At 44.1% G+C, this 19,210-nt stretch carries 17 protein-coding genes and 1 pseudogene; 13 read left to right on the top strand and 5 right to left on the bottom strand.

The features are described 5' to 3' along the window. Positions 1 to 176: 176 nt before the first annotated feature. A complete protein-coding gene (locus ACED42_RS11245; RefSeq protein WP_371702585.1) occupies positions 177 to 1,004 on the top strand; it encodes a 4'-phosphopantetheinyl transferase superfamily protein in 828 nt (275 codons plus the stop codon). A gap of 20 nt (positions 1,005 to 1,024) precedes the next feature. Here ACED42_RS11245 and ACED42_RS11240 read toward each other — a convergent pair whose 3' ends face one another. After that, positions 1,025 to 1,432, bottom strand: a complete 408-nt coding sequence (locus tag ACED42_RS11240) for a thioesterase family protein (protein ID WP_048607892.1) — start codon at positions 1,430 to 1,432, stop codon at positions 1,025 to 1,027. 356 nt (positions 1,433 to 1,788) lie between these two features. On the opposite strand from ACED42_RS11240, the gene ACED42_RS11235 reads away from it, so the two are divergent. The 3 genes from ACED42_RS11235 to ACED42_RS11225 all read left to right on the top strand — a co-directional run bounded on the left by ACED42_RS11235 (position 1,789) and on the right by ACED42_RS11225 (position 4,969). Then, positions 1,789 to 2,784 (top strand): TRAP transporter substrate-binding protein, encoded by a 996-nt coding sequence (locus ACED42_RS11235; protein WP_012604509.1) that lies wholly within the window; start codon positions 1,789 to 1,791, stop codon positions 2,782 to 2,784. A gap of 65 nt (positions 2,785 to 2,849) precedes the next feature. Further along, positions 2,850 to 3,605 (top strand): TRAP transporter small permease, encoded by a 756-nt coding sequence (locus tag ACED42_RS11230; protein WP_371702582.1) that lies wholly within the window; start codon positions 2,850 to 2,852, stop codon positions 3,603 to 3,605. A 2-nt stretch (positions 3,606 to 3,607) separates the two neighbouring features. After that, complete coding sequence (locus ACED42_RS11225; protein WP_004736074.1) at positions 3,608 to 4,969, top strand: TRAP transporter large permease; 1,362 nt, start codon at positions 3,608 to 3,610, stop codon at positions 4,967 to 4,969. Between the two features lie 32 nt (positions 4,970 to 5,001). On the opposite strand, the gene ACED42_RS11220 is transcribed toward ACED42_RS11225, so the two are convergent. From ACED42_RS11220 to ACED42_RS11210, 3 genes are all read right to left on the bottom strand, one after another. Further along, a complete protein-coding gene (locus tag ACED42_RS11220; RefSeq protein WP_017101579.1) occupies positions 5,002 to 5,175 on the bottom strand; it encodes a hypothetical protein in 174 nt (57 codons plus the stop codon). Positions 5,176 to 5,252: 77 nt separating this feature from the next. Then, positions 5,253 to 6,602, bottom strand: coding sequence for a sigma-54 dependent transcriptional regulator (locus tag ACED42_RS11215; RefSeq protein WP_017101580.1), 1,350 nt, complete (start codon positions 6,600 to 6,602; stop codon positions 5,253 to 5,255). A 60-nt stretch (positions 6,603 to 6,662) separates the two neighbouring features. Next, positions 6,663 to 8,471 (bottom strand): ATP-binding protein, encoded by a 1,809-nt coding sequence (locus tag ACED42_RS11210; protein ID WP_371702581.1) that lies wholly within the window; start codon positions 8,469 to 8,471, stop codon positions 6,663 to 6,665. Between the two features lie 163 nt (positions 8,472 to 8,634). On the opposite strand from ACED42_RS11210, the pseudogene ACED42_RS11205 reads away from it, so the two are divergent. The 8 genes and pseudogenes from ACED42_RS11205 to ACED42_RS11170 form a co-directional block, all read left to right on the top strand. Next, positions 8,635 to 8,817 (top strand): annotated as a pseudogene (locus tag ACED42_RS11205) (hypothetical protein); the annotation flags it as partial. A 294-nt stretch (positions 8,818 to 9,111) separates the two neighbouring features. Then, positions 9,112 to 10,410: a trigger factor gene (gene tig / locus ACED42_RS11200; protein WP_004736079.1), complete on the top strand. Its 1,299-nt coding sequence runs from the start codon at positions 9,112 to 9,114 to the stop codon at positions 10,408 to 10,410. 105 nt (positions 10,411 to 10,515) lie between these two features. Then, positions 10,516 to 11,142, top strand: a complete 627-nt coding sequence (gene clpP / locus ACED42_RS11195; RefSeq protein ID WP_004736080.1) for an ATP-dependent Clp endopeptidase proteolytic subunit ClpP — start codon at positions 10,516 to 10,518, stop codon at positions 11,140 to 11,142. Between the two features lie 81 nt (positions 11,143 to 11,223). Then, positions 11,224 to 12,504, top strand: coding sequence for an ATP-dependent protease ATP-binding subunit ClpX (gene clpX, locus ACED42_RS11190; RefSeq protein WP_009847283.1), 1,281 nt, complete (start codon positions 11,224 to 11,226; stop codon positions 12,502 to 12,504). 132 nt (positions 12,505 to 12,636) lie between these two features. Further along, positions 12,637 to 14,988, top strand: a complete 2,352-nt coding sequence (lon, locus tag ACED42_RS11185) for an endopeptidase La (protein WP_012604505.1) — start codon at positions 12,637 to 12,639, stop codon at positions 14,986 to 14,988. 170 nt (positions 14,989 to 15,158) lie between these two features. Beyond that, entirely contained in the window at positions 15,159 to 15,452 is a 294-nt protein-coding gene (locus ACED42_RS11180) for an HU family DNA-binding protein (RefSeq protein WP_012604504.1), read from the top strand. Between the two features lie 221 nt (positions 15,453 to 15,673). Further along, the gene (gene ppiD / locus ACED42_RS11175) at positions 15,674 to 17,539 is read left to right on the top strand and encodes a peptidylprolyl isomerase (protein WP_371702579.1); all 1,866 of its coding nucleotides are present in this window, start codon (positions 15,674 to 15,676) and stop codon (positions 17,537 to 17,539) included. Between the two features lie 221 nt (positions 17,540 to 17,760). Beyond that, the gene (locus ACED42_RS11170; protein WP_012604502.1) at positions 17,761 to 18,060 is read left to right on the top strand and encodes a ComEA family DNA-binding protein; all 300 of its coding nucleotides are present in this window, start codon (positions 17,761 to 17,763) and stop codon (positions 18,058 to 18,060) included. Here ACED42_RS11170 and rrtA read toward each other — a convergent pair. Continuing rightward, positions 18,057 to 18,599, bottom strand: a complete 543-nt coding sequence (rrtA, locus tag ACED42_RS11165; protein ID WP_371702577.1) for a rhombosortase — start codon at positions 18,597 to 18,599, stop codon at positions 18,057 to 18,059. The two genes, ACED42_RS11170 and rrtA, sit on opposite strands and share 4 nt — an antisense overlap. Positions 18,600 to 18,608: 9 nt before the next feature. Here rrtA and ACED42_RS11160 point away from each other — a divergent pair, with 9 nt between their 5' ends. Further along, positions 18,609 to 19,208, top strand: a complete 600-nt coding sequence (locus tag ACED42_RS11160) for a tRNA-uridine aminocarboxypropyltransferase (protein WP_371702575.1) — start codon at positions 18,609 to 18,611, stop codon at positions 19,206 to 19,208. The last annotated feature ends 2 nt before the right edge of the window (positions 19,209 to 19,210 follow it).

The raw sequence follows: 19,210 nt of genomic DNA, 5'->3' as shown, positions 1-19,210 counted from the left end.
TGATCTGTGTTTTAATTTGTTATTATTTGAAAAATTAGTTTTAAGTCCTCATATGAAGGGGGTTTCCCTCCCGTATTCTCTAGGTTCCACTTAATTCATAGCTGAGTTAAATTTGTTCGATTGGATTGTTCCAATCGTGTTTTGAAGAGTGATTTATAGAAGTGAGTTCGAGTTAAATGAAAACTCCCGTTGTTGATTTGTGGCTATGTTCTCTGAGTAACTTAAATGACCAGCCAGACATTGTATCTCAGCTCAAAAAGAGACTGACGGTCGACGAGATAGCCAAAGTTGAACGCTATCGAATGCCTTCATCTCAAATTCAGGCCCTGTATGTTAGAAACTACCTAAGAAAGGTGCTGTCTAGCTATTCTGATTTGATGCCTGAAGCGTGGCGCTTAGAATATGGTGAGAAAGGGAAGCCAAGATTAATTGAGAAACAACAAATAGAAACCGGCCTGAATTTCAATATCAGTCATAGCAAAGAACATTTGTTAATCGCAGTTTGCCAGAGAGAAGGTAAGCAAGTTCAGCTAGGTGTTGATATTGAACATGCCAGAAGCTCGACCAATATCGACTCGATCATGAAACACTACTTTTCAGATACGGAATTGACAGATTTACTTGAGCTCAACAAAGAAGAACAGAGAGAGCGTTTTTTCGATCTTTGGGCGCTGAAGGAGTCGTATATCAAAGCGACGGGCAAGGGGCTAGCCACATCGTTGCGAAGCTTTTCGTTCGATTTCTCCAATCTGACGGAGCAAACATTGCCAATTCACTCTTCGGATTTTCAACCAAACTTGCAGGATGAAATTAGATTGCATGGTGAAATCAGCATATACAGTGGAGTTGGGTTGGATGTTACTGAGCAAACCGATAGTTCTACAAGTTGGCAATGTTGCTTGGGCCGATTAGATGACCAATATCGCTTTGCGGTGACTCTTGGTGGAAATTTGTTACCCATGCAGATAGAGATGAGAACCTTTTCGTCGTCTCATCTCTTCTAATCTAGTTTGGTGAGATGAAGTTAGCTCGACTCTCCAAGCATCGCTTTTAATACTTCAGCAGGCACGGGCTGCAGTTGCTTATCTTTATCAAGACAGACCATTTCAATATCACCAATCACGGCAGGCTTAGTAGCATCTTTACGCCAAACCTCTTGTCGCCATAACGTTTTGTATTTTCCATCGAGTTCAAAAGAGGTTCGGATGTCGCAGATCTCAGCGAACTCAACCCCATCTTGAAAAGTCATGTTGGCTTTATACACCGCAAAACCTAGTCCGTGCTCATTCCACAATTCAGCCAGTTTATCGCTACCCAAGACATGCTCGCGCGCACGCTCGAAGTATTTAAGAAAGTTAGGGTGATAAACCACACCAGAGTGATCGGTATCTTCATAGTAAATTTGTACTGGGTGATGGTAGATCTGGCTCATTGATATCAACTCTTATTAAGTAGCGTTGTAGTAAATCTGACTAAGTTGTGCAGCACTCTACAGGATAGGTAGAAATTACTTCAAGGTATCATCGACTATCGAGCTTTTGGTCAGACCTCATTCGGCCGTATCCATTAGTGATGCGTTGGTCAACTCCCACCCATTTACAAATATTCTATGTGTCATTTCCCACCCATTGATTTTTGCAGCGAGTTGGTGATTGCAGCAGGCAGATATCATGAAGCCTTATAGTTAAAGGGTTGTTAATGATTTGTGTCAATGTGGCGCGCTAATTGCCTTAGTGAAAGCACGCAGTTCCCATTGAAGGGCTGTTTTGTTTACTAAGGAGAATAATAATGTTTAAGCCTCTTACCCTGCTGTCTGTCTCTGCTCTGGCGCTCACAAGTTTTAATGCTGCTGCAAACTGTGATCCAGGTGAAATCGTGATTAAATTCAGTCATGTAACCAATACCGATAAGCACCCGAAAGGCATTGCCGCTTCTTTACTGGAAGAGCGAGTAAACACGGAAATGAATGGCAAAGCTTGTATGCAAGTTTTCCCTAACTCAACACTTTACGATGATAATAAGGTACTGGAAGCCCTGTTAAATGGTGATGTTCAAATGGCGGCGCCATCGTTGTCTAAATTTGAGAAGTTCACTAAGAAATACCGCATTTTTGACCTTCCTTTCCTATTTGAAGACGTAGAAGCCGTTGACCGTTTCCAAAACTCAGAATCTGGCGAAAAACTGAAGAATGCGATGAAGCGTCGTGGCCTTCAAGGTCTAGCGTTTTGGCACAATGGCATGAAACAGATGTCAGCAAACAAACCTCTTATCAATCCTGAAGACGCGGAAGGTTTGAAATTCCGTGTTCAAGCATCAGACGTATTGGTGGCTCAGTTTGAACAACTGGGTGCTAACCCACAGAAGATGTCTTTCAAAGAAGTATACGGTGGCCTACAAACTAAGGTTATCGATGGCCAAGAGAACACATGGTCAAACATCTACGGTAAGAAGTTCTTTGAAGTACAAGACGGCGTGACAGAAACTAACCACGGTATTCTTGATTACCTGGTAGTAACGTCGAACGACTTCTGGAAAGACCTACCTGAAGATGTACGTACGCAACTTGGCACAATCGTTCAAGAAGTGTCTGAGACTCGTAACGCAGAATCTTCAAAAGTTAACCTAGCGAACAAAAACAACATCATCGAAGCGGGTGGTGAGGTTCGTACGCTTACGCCTGAACAGCGTGAAGCATGGGTAACTGCACTTCAACCAGTATGGAAGAAGTTTGAAAAAGACATCGGTTCAGACCTTATCGATGCAGCGTTAGCTTCAAACCAATAACACCGCTAAGGGAGTGGCGTGCATTTCGCCACTCCTTATTAAAATAACTATAAGCGGAGTCAATTATGGATAATCCTCAAATGGAACAACCAAATTCTAGCGAACCAGCACTGGAAACCTCTTTTTTTCCCAAAGTCGGAAGAGTTACGGATGTGATTGAAGAGTCATTAATCGCATTTTTCCTTGGCGCAATGACGCTACTTACTTTTGCCAATGTGGTATTTCGATACGCATTCAATGGTAATATCTTATGGGCACTAGAACTGACGGTGTTCATGTTCGCTTGGATGGTGTTAGTGGGCGCATCTTATGGCGTTAAAAAACATTTCCACATTGGTGTTGATGTGATCATCAACCTTGCCCCAGAAAAGCTACGCAAAGTGTATGCGTTAATCGCCGTCACAAGCTGCCTAGCATTCTCAATCTTACTTCTTATAGGTTCTTGGAATTACTGGTACCCGTTCGCGACTGAGCGCGCTTGGTACGAGACCGATGATATTCCAATGCCAGAGATGCTTCAGTTCCTTGCCGACTGGATGAATGAAGGCGAGCGATACGAGAAACTGCCACGTTTTATTCCTTACATGGCACTGCCTATTGGTATGGCAATGCTGACGTTCCGTTTTGCCCAAGTTGCTTACCAAGTAGTAACAGGCAAGCTTGACCGCATGATAGCGGGGCATGAAGCCGAAGAAGAGCTGGATGCATTGAAAGCTGATGTGTTAGCGGGTTCTGATGAAGACGCGACAGCGGTATTGGATGCGACTAAGCAAAACAAGGCGAACGAGTCGGGTACAAAATCTAACGGTAAGGAAGACTAATCATGGCAATGTTATTTCTATTTTTGATGGTAATTGCTTTCATGTTGGTCGGTGTGCCAATTGCGATTTCCCTCGGTTTATCAAGCGTCATATTCTTATTGATGCATTCAGATGCTTCTTTGGCATCCGTTGCACAAACGCTGTTTAATGCATTTGCAGGTCACTACACACTCTTAGCGATTCCTTTCTTTATTTTGGCCTCTAGTTTTATGTCTACTGGTGGTGTGGCGAAACGTATTATCCGTTTTGCTATTGCAATGGTGGGTTGGTTCCGCGGCGGTTTAGCAATGGCATCGGTTGTGGCGTGTATGATGTTCGCAGCGTTATCTGGGTCGTCTCCAGCAACGGTAGTGGCAATCGGTAGTATTGTTATCGCGGGTATGATCAAAAACGGCTACACAAAAGAGTTCGCGGCAGGGGTTATCTGTAACGCGGGTACTTTGGGTATCTTGATTCCACCATCCATCGTTATGGTGGTTTACGCTGCGGCGACGGATGTATCTGTCGGTCGTATGTTCTTAGGCGGCGTGATTCCTGGCCTGTTGGCGGGTGTGATGTTGATGATAGCTATCTACATTGCAGCACGTATCAAGAAAATTCCTGCACAGCCATTTGTGGGCTGGGGTGAGATGTTCGCAGCCGCGAAGGATGCGAGCTGGGGCTTGTTGCTGATTGTTATCATTTTAGGTGGTATCTACGGCGGTATCTTTACTCCGACAGAAGCGGCTGCTGTTGCAGCGGTTTATGCGTTCTTCATTGCCAACTTTATCTATAAAGATATGGGGCCGTTTGCGGACAAGAAAAATACAAAGCCTGCTTTGGTGAAAGTGTTCCAAACGTTTTTCCATAAAGACACCAAAGACACGCTCTATGATGCGGGTAAGCTGACCATCATGTTGTTGTTTATCATTGCCAATGCTCTGATTCTTAAGCATGTACTGACAGAAGAACGTATTCCTCAGATGATCACGGAATCTATGTTGTCTGCAGGTTTAGGTCCAATCACCTTCTTGATTGTGGTGAACGTTCTACTCTTGATTGGTGGGCAGTTCATGGAGCCATCAGGTTTGCTGATCATCGTTGCTCCGTTGGTATTCCCAATTGCAATTGCACTGGGCATCGACCCAATTCACCTAGGTATCATGATGGTGGTGAACATGGAGATAGGGATGATAACACCGCCTGTGGGGCTCAACTTGTTTGTGACCGCAGGGGTCGCGAAGATGTCGATGATGAACGTAGTAAAAGCCGCACTGCCATGGGTTGGCGTGATGTTCTTATTCCTGATTATCGTAACCTACGTACCTTGGGTATCAACATGGTTACCGACTACCTTGATGGGGCCGGAGATCATCACGAAATAGAGAGTGAAATCATAGCGAAGTGATGGGGAGGGCTAAACCTCCTCATCAATGATTTTTCCATATCGAGAGCCAGAATCAATCGGCTCATACAGCGCTCTTTTTGCCTCTAATTCTGGCGTGTCTAAGTTGACATGATTGTCAGTGTAAAAAATACCGTCAATTTCAAACGTATCGGTGATCGAGGGAACTTTTGTTTTCTCGCCCATAATGACCTCCTTACCACCTTGGTTGCATAACATCCTGTTGTGAAATAAGTATAGGTGATCTTGCTCCCAAATTTAATTTAGTTTTCGCTCTGTCGGTATGACTCTTTAACTAGTTGGTGTTTTTGCATTTTATCGTAGAGGGTTTTTCGTGGAAGTTGCAGTCTATCCATAGTCTCTTTTATGCTGCCATTACACTCAATAAGCGCTTGTTTTAACGTGTTTTTCTCAAAGTCAGACACCAGTTCTGCCAAAGACAGTTCTTGAGTGACTTGATTGGTGTTGTCTGATAAGTGAGAAAGCTTACCTAAAAGTACAAACCGCTCAGCTGTATTACGCAATTCTCGTACATTTCCCGGCCAATCATGGGCTAAAAGCGCGTGCAGCTCCTTTTGTGGAAGTGCTGGTGCTGTCTTGCCATAACGTGCAGCAGCGACCAGTAAGAAGTGATGGAAGAGTGCAGGGATGTCTTCTTGACGGCTTCTTAACGGCGGTAAATCTAGGGTCACAACGTTGAGTCGATAATAGAGGTCTTGGCGGAAAACGCCTTCTTCAGCCGCCTTCTTTAGGTCAACTTTGGTTGCGGCGATTACTCGAATATCGAGAGGCACTAAACCGTTTGAGCCAACCCTTTCAATAACGCGCTCTTGTAAGACGCGCAACAGGCGAATTTGTGCCTGCATAGGCATGGACTCAATTTCATCTAAGAATAGAGTTCCGCCTTGAGCAAATTCAAATTTACCCACTCGCTTGCTTTCTGCGCCAGTGAACGCACCTTTCTCATGACCATACAGTTCACTCTCTATCAGGTTTTCCGGTACCGCACCGCAATTGACGGCGACGAAGTTTTGTTCTCGCCGGCTGCTTTGTTCATGTAGAGAGCGTGCGACTAACTCTTTGCCTGTGCCAGTTTCACCAAAGAGTAAAATGTCAGCGTTAGTATCTGCCACATGAGTGATGATAGAACGCAGGTCGGTCATTGATTGCGTGTCACCAATGATTCTCGGCCCAAGCGCTTTACTGGCCTTTAAAGAGCGCTTCAATTCAAGATTCTCGAGTGTGAGTTGACGTTTTTCTATTGCTCGTTTGGTGGTTTCGATTAAACGTTCATTGGCGAACGGCTTTTCGATGAAGTCATAGGCGCCATCTTGGATCGCTTGTACAGCCATCGAAATATCGCCGTGACCAGTAATCATAATCACGGGGATCTCTTTGTCTTTGTGCATCACGGTGTTGAGCAGATCATGCCCGGAAAGGCCCGGTAGACAGATATCAGTGATGATGACGTGAGGTAAGCCGTTCTCTTGAATCGCGAGCAGAGCAGACTCCGCATCGGGAAAGAATTCGGCATCAATATCGGCGAGCTCAAAGCTCTGTTCAATAGCCATTCTCAGATCGGATTCATCATCAATGAAATAGACGTGACACATAGTTATTCCTTTAATCTTTTATTTTTATTGTTGGTGAAGGTGTACTGGTTTGCTTAGCGACTAATCTGATTCTTTTGTTGGAACTATGGGTAACTCAATACTAAATCGAGCACCACCTTGTGGGCTGTGATCGGTAACTAGCTTGCCATTTATTCCGCTGATTATTTGTTGAGAAATCGATAGCCCAAGTCCAAGTCCATTTTTCTTGGTGGTATGGAAGGGTTCAAAAAAATTTCCGTTAGAAGGGGAGGTGAAGCCTGGGCCATTGTCATCGACATGAATCAGCAAGGTCTTGGCTTGTTGATGGTCGGGCTTCCTAATCTCTAACAGAATAGCTAATTGTTTGTCGTCTTGTTGTTCCATCGCCTGAATCGCGTTAGTCAGCAGGTTAATGATCACTTGCTCCAGTTGAATGGCGTTGGCGAGCACGCAAGCATCAAAGGTTTCAGGGAGTTCGTTGACCTTAACTCGTTCACTCTTGAGTTGTGGCCTCATCAGTTCTTTTGACGAGTGCAATACTGGCAGTATTTGTAACGTGTGCAGCTCTTCCGCAGTGGATTTCTTTGCAAAGGAACGAAGCTGGTGGCTTATCTTAGCCATACGGTCAGTGAGCGCCGAGATTCGCGATAGGTTGTCATCGACACGCTCGGTTTTTTCTTTGGCAAGAAACAGTCGGCCATTGTCGGCATAGCTGCGAATCGCAGCAAGCGGGTTATTCAGTTCATGGCTGATGCTTGCTGACATTTGCCCCAACACTGCCAGTTTTGCGGCTTGGATGAGTTCGTCTTGTGTCTGCCTCAGTACATGTTCGGTTTCGATTCGGTGCTTAATCTCGACATGCAACTCTGATGTTCGTTCAAGCACTTGAAATTCTAGCTTTTGCTTGGCTTCGGATTGCAGTCTGTCTATCTGAGCTCGTCTTTGTTGTCGATGGTGATTGAGTTGCATCGTTAGATAAATAATCGCAAAAATAAGGCTCAAAACCACAAGGTAAGCAACCAAGTCCCACCAAACTAAGTGAGTTGGTGAAAATACTCGTATGGTGAGTTTTGGCTCGGCTAGGAAGCGTGAGGAGCTAAAGAACTGCTCTTGGACAAGTTTGTGGGGAGACTCAATATTACTAGTAGCGCTCTCTAAGTCACCCGAGAAGTGCAGGTTTTCTATTTCTGTATCGAGATACTGCCTGCTTTCTTGAATTCGAGTGTGTTGTTCGTCGCTTAGTGGTTGAAGGCTTTTGAACAGCCACTCAGGATTACTCGACATAAATACGATCTGGTCTTTATCGTCAGCAACAAAAAAACTCTGTTTGCCTTTCCAACTTGCTTCAATCAGCGATAAATCCATCTTTACGACAATGACGCCAATAATCTCGGCGGCATAGGAGACCGGGTAAGAATAATAATAGCCTCGTTTCCCAGAGGTTGAACCTAGCGCAAAGTATTGATTTTCATTGCCAAGAATCGCTTCTTGAAAGTAGGGACGGAAAGCAAAATTTCGACGAATAAAAGAACGGGGTAGATTCCAGTTACTGGCTGCTATGGTGGTGCCAATGCTATCTAACAGATAGGTGTCCGATGCTTGAATCACCGAATTTACGTGTTCTAGGTAGCGATTGGTGAGTTCGATTTGCGCAGAGTTACTTGGAGAGTGAAGAGCATCGACCAACTCTTTGTCTTTTGAAAGCAGCTCGGGAATGTGCGCGAACTTGTCGAGTTGGCTTGAAATATGAACCGAAAATCGGTCTAGTTTAGATTGATGATCATTTAACAAACTTTCATGGCTTGTGTTCCACACCCAATGACCGCCGAACACCATTAGTAAACTGTATGTGGCCATTAATAGGATTGGGATTCTCAAAGCTTGAAACATGAAGGCTCTCCGCTCATTTCTTTGGTAAATAATCAAGCCTGTCTTCTCTCGTTTATGGTAGCAAATAGCGGTAGTGTTTGCTGAAAGTAGACAGTCGCCAGATGGATGTAGGTTAAGGGTTTGTAACGGGGATTGTTGAAAAAGTTATCGACTCTGAGGGGTAAAACAAGAGCAAGATCTCTTTTTAAGGTTTTTAGCAAAAAAAGCCCTCGATTCCCTTGAAAAAGTCGCTATTGTCCCCATTTCTGTTGTGCTAAGTGATGATTTGATCGTTTTTGTATCATTTAGTTGGACGAATTTAGAGCATTCATCATCATGCAGAGGTGAACGGCTCGACAGAGATTAAACAGATCGCTAGAATGTCGCGTCTAAAATTTCTGTCCTGAGGCTAATCGGAGATACCTTTCTTGTTTTCGAAAACAAGCTTTATTGCGTTTTAATCGACGCGTGAAGAACGAAGATATCGCTGATTAGTCTGGTGTTTGGTTGAATAATCAATTCAGACATCAATGCTCGATTTTAAATTAGGTGTTCGGATAGAGCACTACACAAGGATGCAGCCAACAACGTCGGCTTTTGAATTAAAGCTAAGTTACGGCTCATATGCTCAGATTACTGAGCCAGTTTTGAGGTTTATATAATGCAAGTTACTGTTGAAACGCTAGAAGGCCTAGAGCGCCGTCTTAATATTACTGTTCCTGCTGCTAACATCGAAGATGCAGTTACAGCTGAACTACGCAACATCGCGAAAAACCGTCGTTTCGATGGCTTCCGTAAAGGCAAAGTGCCAATGAAGATGGTTGCTAAAATGTACGGCAAAGCAGTACGTCAAGACGTGATGGGCGAAGTAATGCAACGTCACTTCATCGAAGCGATCGTTAAAGAGAAAATCAACCCAGCTGGCGCACCTACTTTCGCACCAGTTGAAAACAACGAAGGCGCTGACCTAGTATTCAACGCAACTTTTGAAGTTTACCCAGAAGTTGAACTGAAAGGTCTAGAAAACATCACTGTTGAGAAACCAGCAGTAGAAGTTAAAGAAGCTGACGTTGAAGAGATGATCGAAACTCTACGTAAGCAACAAGCAACTTGGACTGAAGTTGAAGCTGCTGCTGACGCTGGTTCTCGTGCAACTATCGACTTCGTTGGTTCTATCGACGGTGAAGAGTTCGAAGGCGGTAAAGCTGAGAACTTCCCACTAGAGATGGGTGCTGGTCGCATGATCCCTGGTTTTGAAGACGGTATCGTTGGTAAAACAGCAGGTATGGAATTCGAAATCGAAGTAAACTTCCCAGAAGATTACCACGCTGAAAACCTAAAAGGTAAAGCTGCTAAGTTCTCTATCAAGCTGAACAAAGTTGAAGCTCGTGAGCTTCCAGAACTAAACGAAGAATTCGTTTCTAAGTTCGGCGCAGCTGAAGGCGTTGAAGGCCTTAAAGCTGAAGTTCGTAAGAACATGGAGCGTGAGCTTAAGCAAGCAGTTAAGAACCGCATCAAAGAGCAAGCAATCGACGGTCTAGTTAACGAAAACAACATCGACGTACCTTCTGCTCTAATCGATCAAGAGATCGGTGTTCTACGTCAACAAGCTGCTCAACGTTTCGGTGGTAACACTGAAGCTGCTGACCAACTTCCACGTGAGCTGTTCGAAGAGCAAGCTAAACGTCGTGTAGTTGTAGGTCTTCTTCTTGGTGAAGTAATCAAGACTGAAGAGCTAAAAGCTGATGACGAGAAAGTTAAAGCTATCATCGAAGAGATGGCTACAGCATACGAAGATCCAACAGAAGTTATTGCTTACTACGAGCAAAACGAGCAAATGATGAACAACATGCGCAATGTTGCTCTAGAAGAGCAAGCTATTGATGCAATCATCGCTAAAGCTCAAGTTTCTGATAAAGAAGTTAGCTTCAACGAGCTAATGAATCAGCAACCTGCTTAATATAGTAATATCTGACGTAGAAGGTTGACGTACGGTCAACAATTCTGCTAACAATGGTCCGTATGATTTAATCATTCGGGCCATTTATTTTAGGGACATAAGAATATGAGCTACCAAGAAAAAAATACAATGCCATCGATTATGGACGCACTAGTTCCTATGGTGGTTGAACAGACTTCCCGTGGTGAACGTTCTTACGATATTTATTCTCGTCTATTAAAAGAACGTATCATTTTCTTAACAGGTCAAGTGGAAGACCACATGGCAAATCTTGTCGTGGCTCAACTGCTTTTCTTGGAATCAGAAAACCCAGACAAAGATATCTACCTTTACATCAACTCACCTGGCGGTAGCGTAACAGCGGGCATGTCTATCTATGACACAATGCAGTTCATCAAGCCAAACGTGAGCACAGTATGTATGGGTCAAGCTTGCTCTATGGGTGCATTCTTACTAGCGGGTGGTACTCCGGGTAAGCGTCACGTGCTTCCAAACTCACGTGTAATGATTCACCAGCCACTTGGCGGCTTCCAAGGCCAAGCGTCTGATATTCAAATTCACGCGCAAGAGATCCTAACGATCAAGCAAAAGCTAAACAAACTATTGGCAGAGCACACAGGTCAGCCTCTAGAGGTTGTTGAGCGTGATACAGATCGTGACAATTTCATGTCTGCTGATCAGGCTGTAGAATACGGTTTGGTGGATTCAGTTCTTAATCACCGCGGTCAATAATTGCAGGGCAATTGTTTAACGCAAAGTGATTCAAATTGATATACACTCAAACATAGAGAGTAAAGGCTAAGAGGTTAGCGAATGACAGATAAAAGCAAAGAGGGTGGTAGCGGTAAATTGCTTTACTGCTCTTTCTGTGGCAAAAGCCAGCACGAAGTTCGCAAGTTAATCGCAGGTCCTTCTGTTTACATTTGTGATGAATGTGTCGATCTTTGTAACGACATTATTCGTGAAGAAATTAAAGATGTTCTTCCAAAGAAAGAATCGGAATCGCTGCCAACGCCGCGTGAGATTCGTGAGCATCTTGACGACTATGTAATCGGTCAAGAATACGCGAAAAAAGTGCTAGCAGTTGCAGTATATAACCACTACAAGCGTTTACGTAATGGTGATACGACGGCTGAAGGCGTAGAGCTAGGTAAGAGTAACATTCTTCTTATCGGTCCTACTGGTAGTGGTAAAACCCTACTGGCTGAAACACTGGCTCGTTTCCTAGACGTTCCTTTCACAATGGCAGATGCAACAACACTAACCGAAGCGGGTTATGTGGGCGAAGATGTTGAAAACATCATCCAGAAGTTGCTTCAGAAATGTGATTACGACGTAGCGAAAGCGGAACGCGGCATTGTTTACATCGATGAAATCGATAAGATTTCTCGTAAAGCTGAAAACCCATCGATCACGCGTGACGTGTCTGGTGAAGGTGTACAGCAAGCTCTATTAAAACTTGTTGAAGGTACAGTGGCTTCAGTTCCACCTCAAGGTGGTCGTAAGCATCCACAGCAAGAGTTCTTGCAAGTGGACACGTCTAAGATCCTATTTATCTGTGGTGGTGCGTTTGCCGGCCTAGATAAAGTGATTGAGCAACGTGTAGAAACAGGTTCAGGTATCGGCTTTGGCGCAGAAGTGCGTTCAAAAGACGAAACCAAAACTATCGGTGAACTGTTCACTCAAGTAGAACCTGAAGATCTAGTGAAGTATGGTTTGATTCCAGAATTCATTGGTCGTCTACCTGTTACAACAACACTGACAGAGCTTGATGAAGAAGCGCTAATCCAAATCCTTTGTGAGCCAAAGAATGCACTGACAAAACAGTACGCTGCATTATTTGAACTTGAGGATACAGAGTTAGAATTCCGTGAAGACGCCCTACGCGCAATTGCGAAGAAAGCAATGAACCGTAAAACGGGTGCTCGTGGTCTACGCTCTATCTTGGAAGGTGTTCTACTAGAAACTATGTACGAACTGCCATCTTCAACTGATGTAAGCAAGGTTGTGATTGATGAGTCGGTAATTAATGGTGAGTCAGAACCACTATTGATTTACAGTAACTCAGATAACCAAGCAGCTGTTGCAGAGTAGGTCTTTTTAAGACTACACACTCAAATTGAAAAAGGAGGTAAGCAATTACCTCCTTTTTTTTATTCTTCCATTGAATCCAGTCGTTTAAGCCCCATATACTGCTTTATAAGTTAAAGCGGAAGAGAGAAATATATGAACTTGGAACGTTCCGAGCGTATCGAAATCCCCGTGCTACCTCTACGTGATGTAGTGGTTTACCCACACATGGTTATTCCATTGTTTGTTGGTCGTGAAAAATCGATTACTTGCCTTGAATCGGCAATGGAAGCTAACAAACAAGTACTACTTGTAGCGCAGAAAGAAGCGGACACTGATGAGCCTTCAATCGACGACCTATTTAACGTAGGTACAGTCGCTACTATTCTTCAGTTGCTAAAGCTGCCAGATGGTACCGTAAAAGTACTTGTCGAAGGTCAGCAGCGTGCAAAAATTCACCAGTTCAAAGAGAGTGAGTTTTTCTTAGCGGATGCCGAATACGTTGTAACCTCAGAACTTGACGAAAAAGAACAAGAAGTGGTTGTTCGCAGTGCGATCAATCAATTCGAGGGCTTTATTAAGCTGAACAAAAAGATTCCACCAGAGGTTCTAACCTCGCTGAACGGTATTGATGAGGCTGCTCGCCTTGCTGATACGATTGCTGCGCACATGCCACTTAAACTGGTAGATAAGCAGCACGTTCTAGAAATTTCAGATGTGACGGAACGCCTGGAATTCTTGATGGGCCAAATGGAGTCAGAAATTGATATCCTGCAAGTTGAAAAACGCATCCGTGGCCGCGTTAAGAAACAGATGGAAAAGTCTCAGCGTGAGTACTATCTGAATGAGCAAATGAAAGCGATTCAGAAAGAACTGGGCGAGATGGACGACGCGCCTGATGAATTCGAGACTCTGAAGAAGAAGATCGAAGATTCTAAGATGCCTCAAGAAGCTCGTGAAAAAACTGAGCAAGAACTGCAAAAACTGAAAATGATGTCGCCAATGTCTGCTGAAGCAACAGTAGTACGTAGTTACATTGATTGGATGGTAGGCGTTCCTTGGGCTAAGCGTTCAAAAGTTAAAAAGAATTTAGCGAAAGCGGAAGAGATCTTAAACGAAGATCACTACGGCTTAGAACGTGTTAAAGAACGTATTCTCGAATACTTGGCAGTACAAAACCGTATCAACAAACTAAAAGGTCCAATCCTTTGTCTTGTTGGTCCTCCTGGTGTTGGTAAAACTTCACTAGGCCGTTCGATTGCCGCGGCAACGGGTCGTAAGTACACACGTATGGCGCTAGGCGGCGTTCGTGATGAAGCTGAGATTCGTGGTCACCGTCGTACGTACATCGGTTCACTTCCGGGTAAATTAATCCAGAAGATGTCTAAAGTTGGTGTTAAGAACCCACTGTTCCTATTAGATGAAATCGATAAGATGTCTTCTGATATGCGTGGCGACCCATCTTCTGCGCTTCTAGAAGTACTAGACCCTGAGCAAAACAACGCATTTAACGATCACTACCTAGAAGTCGATTACGATTTATCTGATGTGATGTTTGTTGCAACGTCTAACTCGATGGATATTCCGGGCCCACTATTGGACCGTATGGAAGTGATTCGCCTGTCGGGTTACACAGAAGATGAAAAGCTGAACATTGCTAAGAGCCACCTATTGGACAAGCAAGTTCAACGCAACGGTCTTAAGCCTCATGAGATTGAGATTGAAGACTCTGCAATCATCGGCATCATTCGTTACTACACGCGTGAAGCGGGTGTGCGTAGCCTAGAGCGTGAAATCTCTAAGATCTGTCGTAAAGCAGTGAAGAATATCTTGTTAGACAGCGACCTTAAATCTGTAACGGTTAACATTGATAACCTGAAAGAGTACTTAGGTGTGCAACGTCATGACTTCGGTAAAGCGGATGAAAGCAACCGTATCGGCCAAGTAACTGGCTTAGCATGGACGCAAGTAGGTGGCGATCTACTGACCATCGAAACTGAATCAATGCCAGGTAAAGGTAAGCTAACGCAAACCGGTTCACTAGGCGATGTGATGAAAGAGTCGATTCAAGCGGCAATGACAGTGGTTCGCTCTCGTGCGGAAAATTTGGGTATTAACACCGATTTCTACGAGAAACGTGACATTCATGTTCACGTACCGGAAGGTGCAACGCCAAAAGATGGCCCGAGTGCGGGTATCGCAATGTGTACTGCATTGGTCTCTAGCTTAACGGGTAACCCTGTAAAAGCAGAGGTTGGTATGACCGGTGAAATTACCCTTCGTGGTGAAGTTTTACCTATCGGTGGCTTGAAAGAAAAGCTGCTTGCAGCGCACCGCGGTGGTATTAAAACGGTCTTGATTCCTAAAGACAATGAACGTGATTTGGAAGAGATTCCAGACAACGTAATCGCTGACTTGAAGGTGATTCCGGTTCAATGGATTGATGAAGTACTGAAAGTCGCACTAGAACGAGATCCGTCAGGGGTCGAGTTCGACGTGAAAAAATAGTGATGCATAGCAAAAATAAGTAAAGAATTACGCTGATAGACCCGAAAAGGCTTGTCAGCGTTTTTTTTGGACGCTAAGTTATTCGACTAAAGCGGCAGCCCTTTTGTAATAAGGCTTGCGGCTAAATTAAAACCAAAATGGAACGTACAGTCATCGAGAAGTAGTCACAGATGACACATAGGGGAAAAACAGTGAATAAAACACAACTAGTAGAATCAATCGCAGAAAACGCAGACATCTCTAAAGCTTCAGCTGGTCGCGCTCTAGACGCTTTCATCGAAGCAGTTGGCACAACGCTACAATCAGGCGACCAAGTTGCACTTGTTGGCTTTGGTACTTTCAGTGTTCGTACTCGTGCTGCTCGTACAGGTCGTAACCCAAAAACTGGTGAAGAGATCCAAATCGCAGAAGCTAAAGTACCTGGCTTCAAAGCGGGTAAAGCACTTAAAGACGCATGTAACTAATTTTTGTTGCTGAAACCTCAAGTTTTTGTGAGGGGAAGGCAGTAATATGCGTTTACTGTTTGAACAATGATGTTTCATTTTTAAACAGTATATGTGCAAAGCACATTGAACTTATTTAAATTATGCGCATCCTACTGATGCGCATTTCTTTTTCTGATAATATCGCGTGAATAGATTTTTATTTTGAAGCCAATGCTTCATATCCGGAGAGCACTTAAATTATGATGGATCGATTACGCGAAGGCGTGAATAGCATCGCGGTAAAAATTATCCTTGGGTTGATTATCCTGTCATTCGTATTCGCAGGTGTAGGCAGCTACATCACCGGTGGCGGTAACAACGCAGCAGCTAAAGTTGGCAACACAGAAATTGCTCGTGGTGAGTTCGAACAAGCTTACCAAAACGAACGTAATCGCATGCAATCTCAACTTGGCGATTACTTCGCTCAAATGCTTGCAGACCCTACATACGTTGAGTCTTTCCGTAAGTCAGTACTTGATCGCATGATCAACGATGTTCTACTTGAGCAGCAAGCAGAGTCTCTAGGCCTACGAATCAGTGATTCTCAAATCCGTACCATGATTCTAGAAATGCCTCAGTTCCAAACGGCTGGTCAATTCGACCAAGAAGTTTACCAATCGGCATTACGTCGTGCAGGTTTCAGCGCAGAAAGCTTCGCTGAATACATGCGTCGTGACCTAATGCGTAACCAGCTTGTGACTGCACTTCAAGGCAGTGAATTTGTTCTTCAAGGCGAAATTGATATTCAGAGCAAGCTTATTGCTCAAACTCGTGACATTCGTACAGTGACACTATCTGTTGCTGACCTAGCGAAAAATATCGAGTTAACTGACGAGCAAATCGAACTGTACTACCAAGAGAACCCTGCGGCTTACACTCGTCCAGAGCAGGCTAAGGTGTCTTACATCGAACTTTCTGCTGAAGCTCTTAAATCGCAGCTTGAAGTTAGTGATGAGGAAGCACAGAAATATTACCAAGAGCACCTAGACAAGTACTCTACTGAAGAGCAACGCAAAGTTAGTCACATCCTAGTTCAAGGTGATGACGAAGCGAAAGCACAGTCAATCTTAGACGAGCTAAATGCAGGCGCTGATTTTGCTACGCTAGCAGAAGAGAAATCTGACGACTTCGGTAGTGCAGACGTTGGCGGTGACCTAGGTTGGATTGAACGTGATGTTATGGACCCAGCATTCGAAGACGCGGCTTTCGCTCTTGTGAATATTGGCGATACAACTGGCTTAGTTAAATCTGATTTTGGCTACCACATCATCAAGCTAGACGAAGTAAAAGCATCTCAAGCTCAGCCTTACACTGAAGTTGCTACTGATATTAAGCAAGAGCTTCTAGACCAACACGCAGTTGATCAGTTCTACGAGCAACAAACTGAACTTGAAAAAGTAGCGTTTGAATTCCCAGATTCTCTAGACGACTCTGCTGAAGCTATCAACGCAAAGATCACGACGACTGATTTCATCTCTCAAGCTGACGCTCCAGAAGTTCTGATGACGCCTGCAGTAATGCAAGCTATCTTGAGCCCTGAAGTGAAAGAAGACGGTTTGAACTCTGAAGTTATCGAAGTGGCTCCTGAGCACGTTATTGTTGTACGTGTAGAAGAGACTCGCGACGAGACAGTTCTTCCTCTAGCTGAAGTGAAAGATCAAGTTGTCGCTGCATTGTCTGCTGTACAAGCAGAGCAGCAAGCGGTTGAGCTAGGTGTTTCTCTAGTGAACGAACTTGAGCAAGGCAATGAAGCAGTACTAGCGGACAACAACCTTGAGTTCACTGAACTTGAAACGATTGACCGTAACTCGCCATTAGCGGCATCTGTATTCGCTCTAGCGAAACCAGAAGCCGGCCAAGCTGTGTTCGGTCAATCTAAAGATCAAGACGGTAACATCGTTGTTGTTGAGCTTTCTAAAGTAACGGCTGAAATCAACCCTGCTTACAGCACACAACTTGGTGCACAGTTAGAGCGCGTTGGTAATCAACAAGACCTTACTAATGTACTAAACGTACTGCGTAAAAATGCAGACGTTGAATACTACATCGTTGGTCAAGCTCAATAAGCTTTGAATTTACTCGGTAGTCTTCTGCCGAGTAATGCAACTTGAGAAGACAACTTGAAAGTAGTGTAGCAACTCGGTTTGCGAGCTAGCTAACAAATTGATGAAAATTAGATGTATAACGAAGCGGGTCACTTAGGTGACCCGCTTTATTTTTGTCTGGTGAGTGTTTTATCTAGCGCAGCAAATGCATAAGTTACGTTTTTTGAACAAAGGAACGGTTTATGCGCACGATATATTCAACATTATTTCTTACATTTCTGATTCTGTTAAGCCCCGCAGCGTATGCAGACAGCCCAACTAAGGCAGAGCTTTACGATGGCATTGAAATTACGGTCAATATCAATACCGCGACAGCTGAAGAGCTGTCAGCGCTATTGGTTGGTGTTGGGGATAAGAAAGCTCAAGAGATCGTCGATTACAGGGATCAAAACGGGGCATTTACGACTGCTGATGATTTGGTGAGTGTGAAAGGGATAGGTGAAGCCACGGTTAAAAAGAACCGCGAAAGAATTCAACTTTAATCCGTTTGTCTACTTGTTAGAAATGAAGCGATAGATATGAAGCCTCCGGCCAATGCACCTGCTAGGTGGGCTTCAATCGCGACACGAGCATTAATCAGTTCACCAGTCGTGCTAGAAGGGCCAATAAGCTGCTCCCAAGCGATCTTAGCGATTAATCCCAATACTAACAGCCAACTTGATCTCCTACCGTTTAAAGCCTCACTGAGCGCGAATAAGCCAAACAACCCATGCAAAGTGCCAGATAGGCCAACATAGATCTGAATACTCGAAAACAACAGAGCGATTCCAGTCACTAAACTAATCACAAGCAGAGCAAAAACAAGCTGTTTTTTACTCGGTTGAAACAGATAGCTGATGATCCATAAGCCTGCTAGATTCATCAGAAGGTGCGAGTAGTTGGTATGTGAAAAGTTTCCTGTTAGGATCCGCCACCATTGCCCCTCGGCAATCGCATTGCTATCCCATACGACCCAAGCTTGTATTGGCTCAAATTGGAATAAGACGCATAAAAGTGAAGTGAAAATTAAAACAGGGTACACATTAAATCCATGTCTCGTTATTGCCCCCAATGCAGCAAGGCTTTGAAAGCTTGTATTTGCCAGTGGGTTACACCACTCGAATCGAATGTTGAGCTTATCATTCTTCAGCACCCATCAGAAGAGCATCGCCCGATGGGAACTGCGCGTATCCTCTCGTTATCTCTAAATAACAGCGTGACGCTTGTCGGTGAAGATTTTTCAGACAACGAACAATTGAACGCATTGCTGGCCGATGAACATTACCAACATGTGATTTTATACCCAAGTGAAAACTCTATTTCAGTTGAGTCGGCAACATCTCCAAATAAGAAGCTGCGTGTGATTTTATTGGATGGCACGTGGAAGAAGGCGTTCAAAATGTGGCAAGTATCGAGTAACTTGCATGCGCTGAATACGGTTCACTTGCCGAAAGATCTCAAGGGTAATTACCGAATTCGCAAAGCGCCAAGTGAAAACAGCCTTTCGACAGTAGAGGCGGGTTATCATCTGTTGAGCTTGTTAGAAAATGATCGAGACTTTAGCCCTCTGCTAACGGCATTTGACCGAATGATTCAGTTTCAAATCAATCAAATGCCACCGGGCGTGTTTGAGAAAAACTACTTAGATTAAGC

It is taken from the genome of Vibrio sp. FF145, from assembly GCF_041439075.1.
Classification (GTDB): Bacteria; Pseudomonadota; Gammaproteobacteria; order Enterobacterales; family Vibrionaceae; genus Vibrio; species Vibrio tasmaniensis_A.
This window is presented reverse-complemented; position numbering and strand designations above follow the sequence as displayed.

What these genes read in the sequence shown, in the direction of transcription:
- ACED42_RS11180 (WP_012604504.1), top strand. Translation starts at nt 15,159, where the DNA reads ATGACACATAGGGGAAAAACAGTGAATAAAACACAACTAGTAGAATCA.
- clpP (WP_004736080.1), top strand. Translation starts at nt 10,516, where the DNA reads ATGAGCTACCAAGAAAAAAATACAATGCCATCGATTATGGACGCACTA.
- ACED42_RS11245 (WP_371702585.1), top strand. Translation starts at nt 177, where the DNA reads ATGAAAACTCCCGTTGTTGATTTGTGGCTATGTTCTCTGAGTAACTTA.
- tig (WP_004736079.1), top strand. Translation starts at nt 9,112, where the DNA reads ATGCAAGTTACTGTTGAAACGCTAGAAGGCCTAGAGCGCCGTCTTAAT.
- lon (WP_012604505.1), top strand. Translation starts at nt 12,637, where the DNA reads ATGAACTTGGAACGTTCCGAGCGTATCGAAATCCCCGTGCTACCTCTA.
- ACED42_RS11220 (WP_017101579.1), bottom strand. Translation starts at nt 5,175, where the DNA reads ATGGGCGAGAAAACAAAAGTTCCCTCGATCACCGATACGTTTGAAATT.
- ACED42_RS11210 (WP_371702581.1), bottom strand. Translation starts at nt 8,471, where the DNA reads ATGTTTCAAGCTTTGAGAATCCCAATCCTATTAATGGCCACATACAGT.
- ACED42_RS11230 (WP_371702582.1), top strand. Translation starts at nt 2,850, where the DNA reads ATGGATAATCCTCAAATGGAACAACCAAATTCTAGCGAACCAGCACTG.
- ACED42_RS11225 (WP_004736074.1), top strand. Translation starts at nt 3,608, where the DNA reads ATGGCAATGTTATTTCTATTTTTGATGGTAATTGCTTTCATGTTGGTC.
- ACED42_RS11235 (WP_012604509.1), top strand. Translation starts at nt 1,789, where the DNA reads ATGTTTAAGCCTCTTACCCTGCTGTCTGTCTCTGCTCTGGCGCTCACA.
- ppiD (WP_371702579.1), top strand. Translation starts at nt 15,674, where the DNA reads ATGATGGATCGATTACGCGAAGGCGTGAATAGCATCGCGGTAAAAATT.
- clpX (WP_009847283.1), top strand. Translation starts at nt 11,224, where the DNA reads ATGACAGATAAAAGCAAAGAGGGTGGTAGCGGTAAATTGCTTTACTGC.
- ACED42_RS11240 (WP_048607892.1), bottom strand. Translation starts at nt 1,432, where the DNA reads ATGAGCCAGATCTACCATCACCCAGTACAAATTTACTATGAAGATACC.
- ACED42_RS11170 (WP_012604502.1), top strand. Translation starts at nt 17,761, where the DNA reads ATGCGCACGATATATTCAACATTATTTCTTACATTTCTGATTCTGTTA.
- ACED42_RS11215 (WP_017101580.1), bottom strand. Translation starts at nt 6,602, where the DNA reads ATGTGTCACGTCTATTTCATTGATGATGAATCCGATCTGAGAATGGCT.
- ACED42_RS11160 (WP_371702575.1), top strand. Translation starts at nt 18,609, where the DNA reads ATGTCTCGTTATTGCCCCCAATGCAGCAAGGCTTTGAAAGCTTGTATT.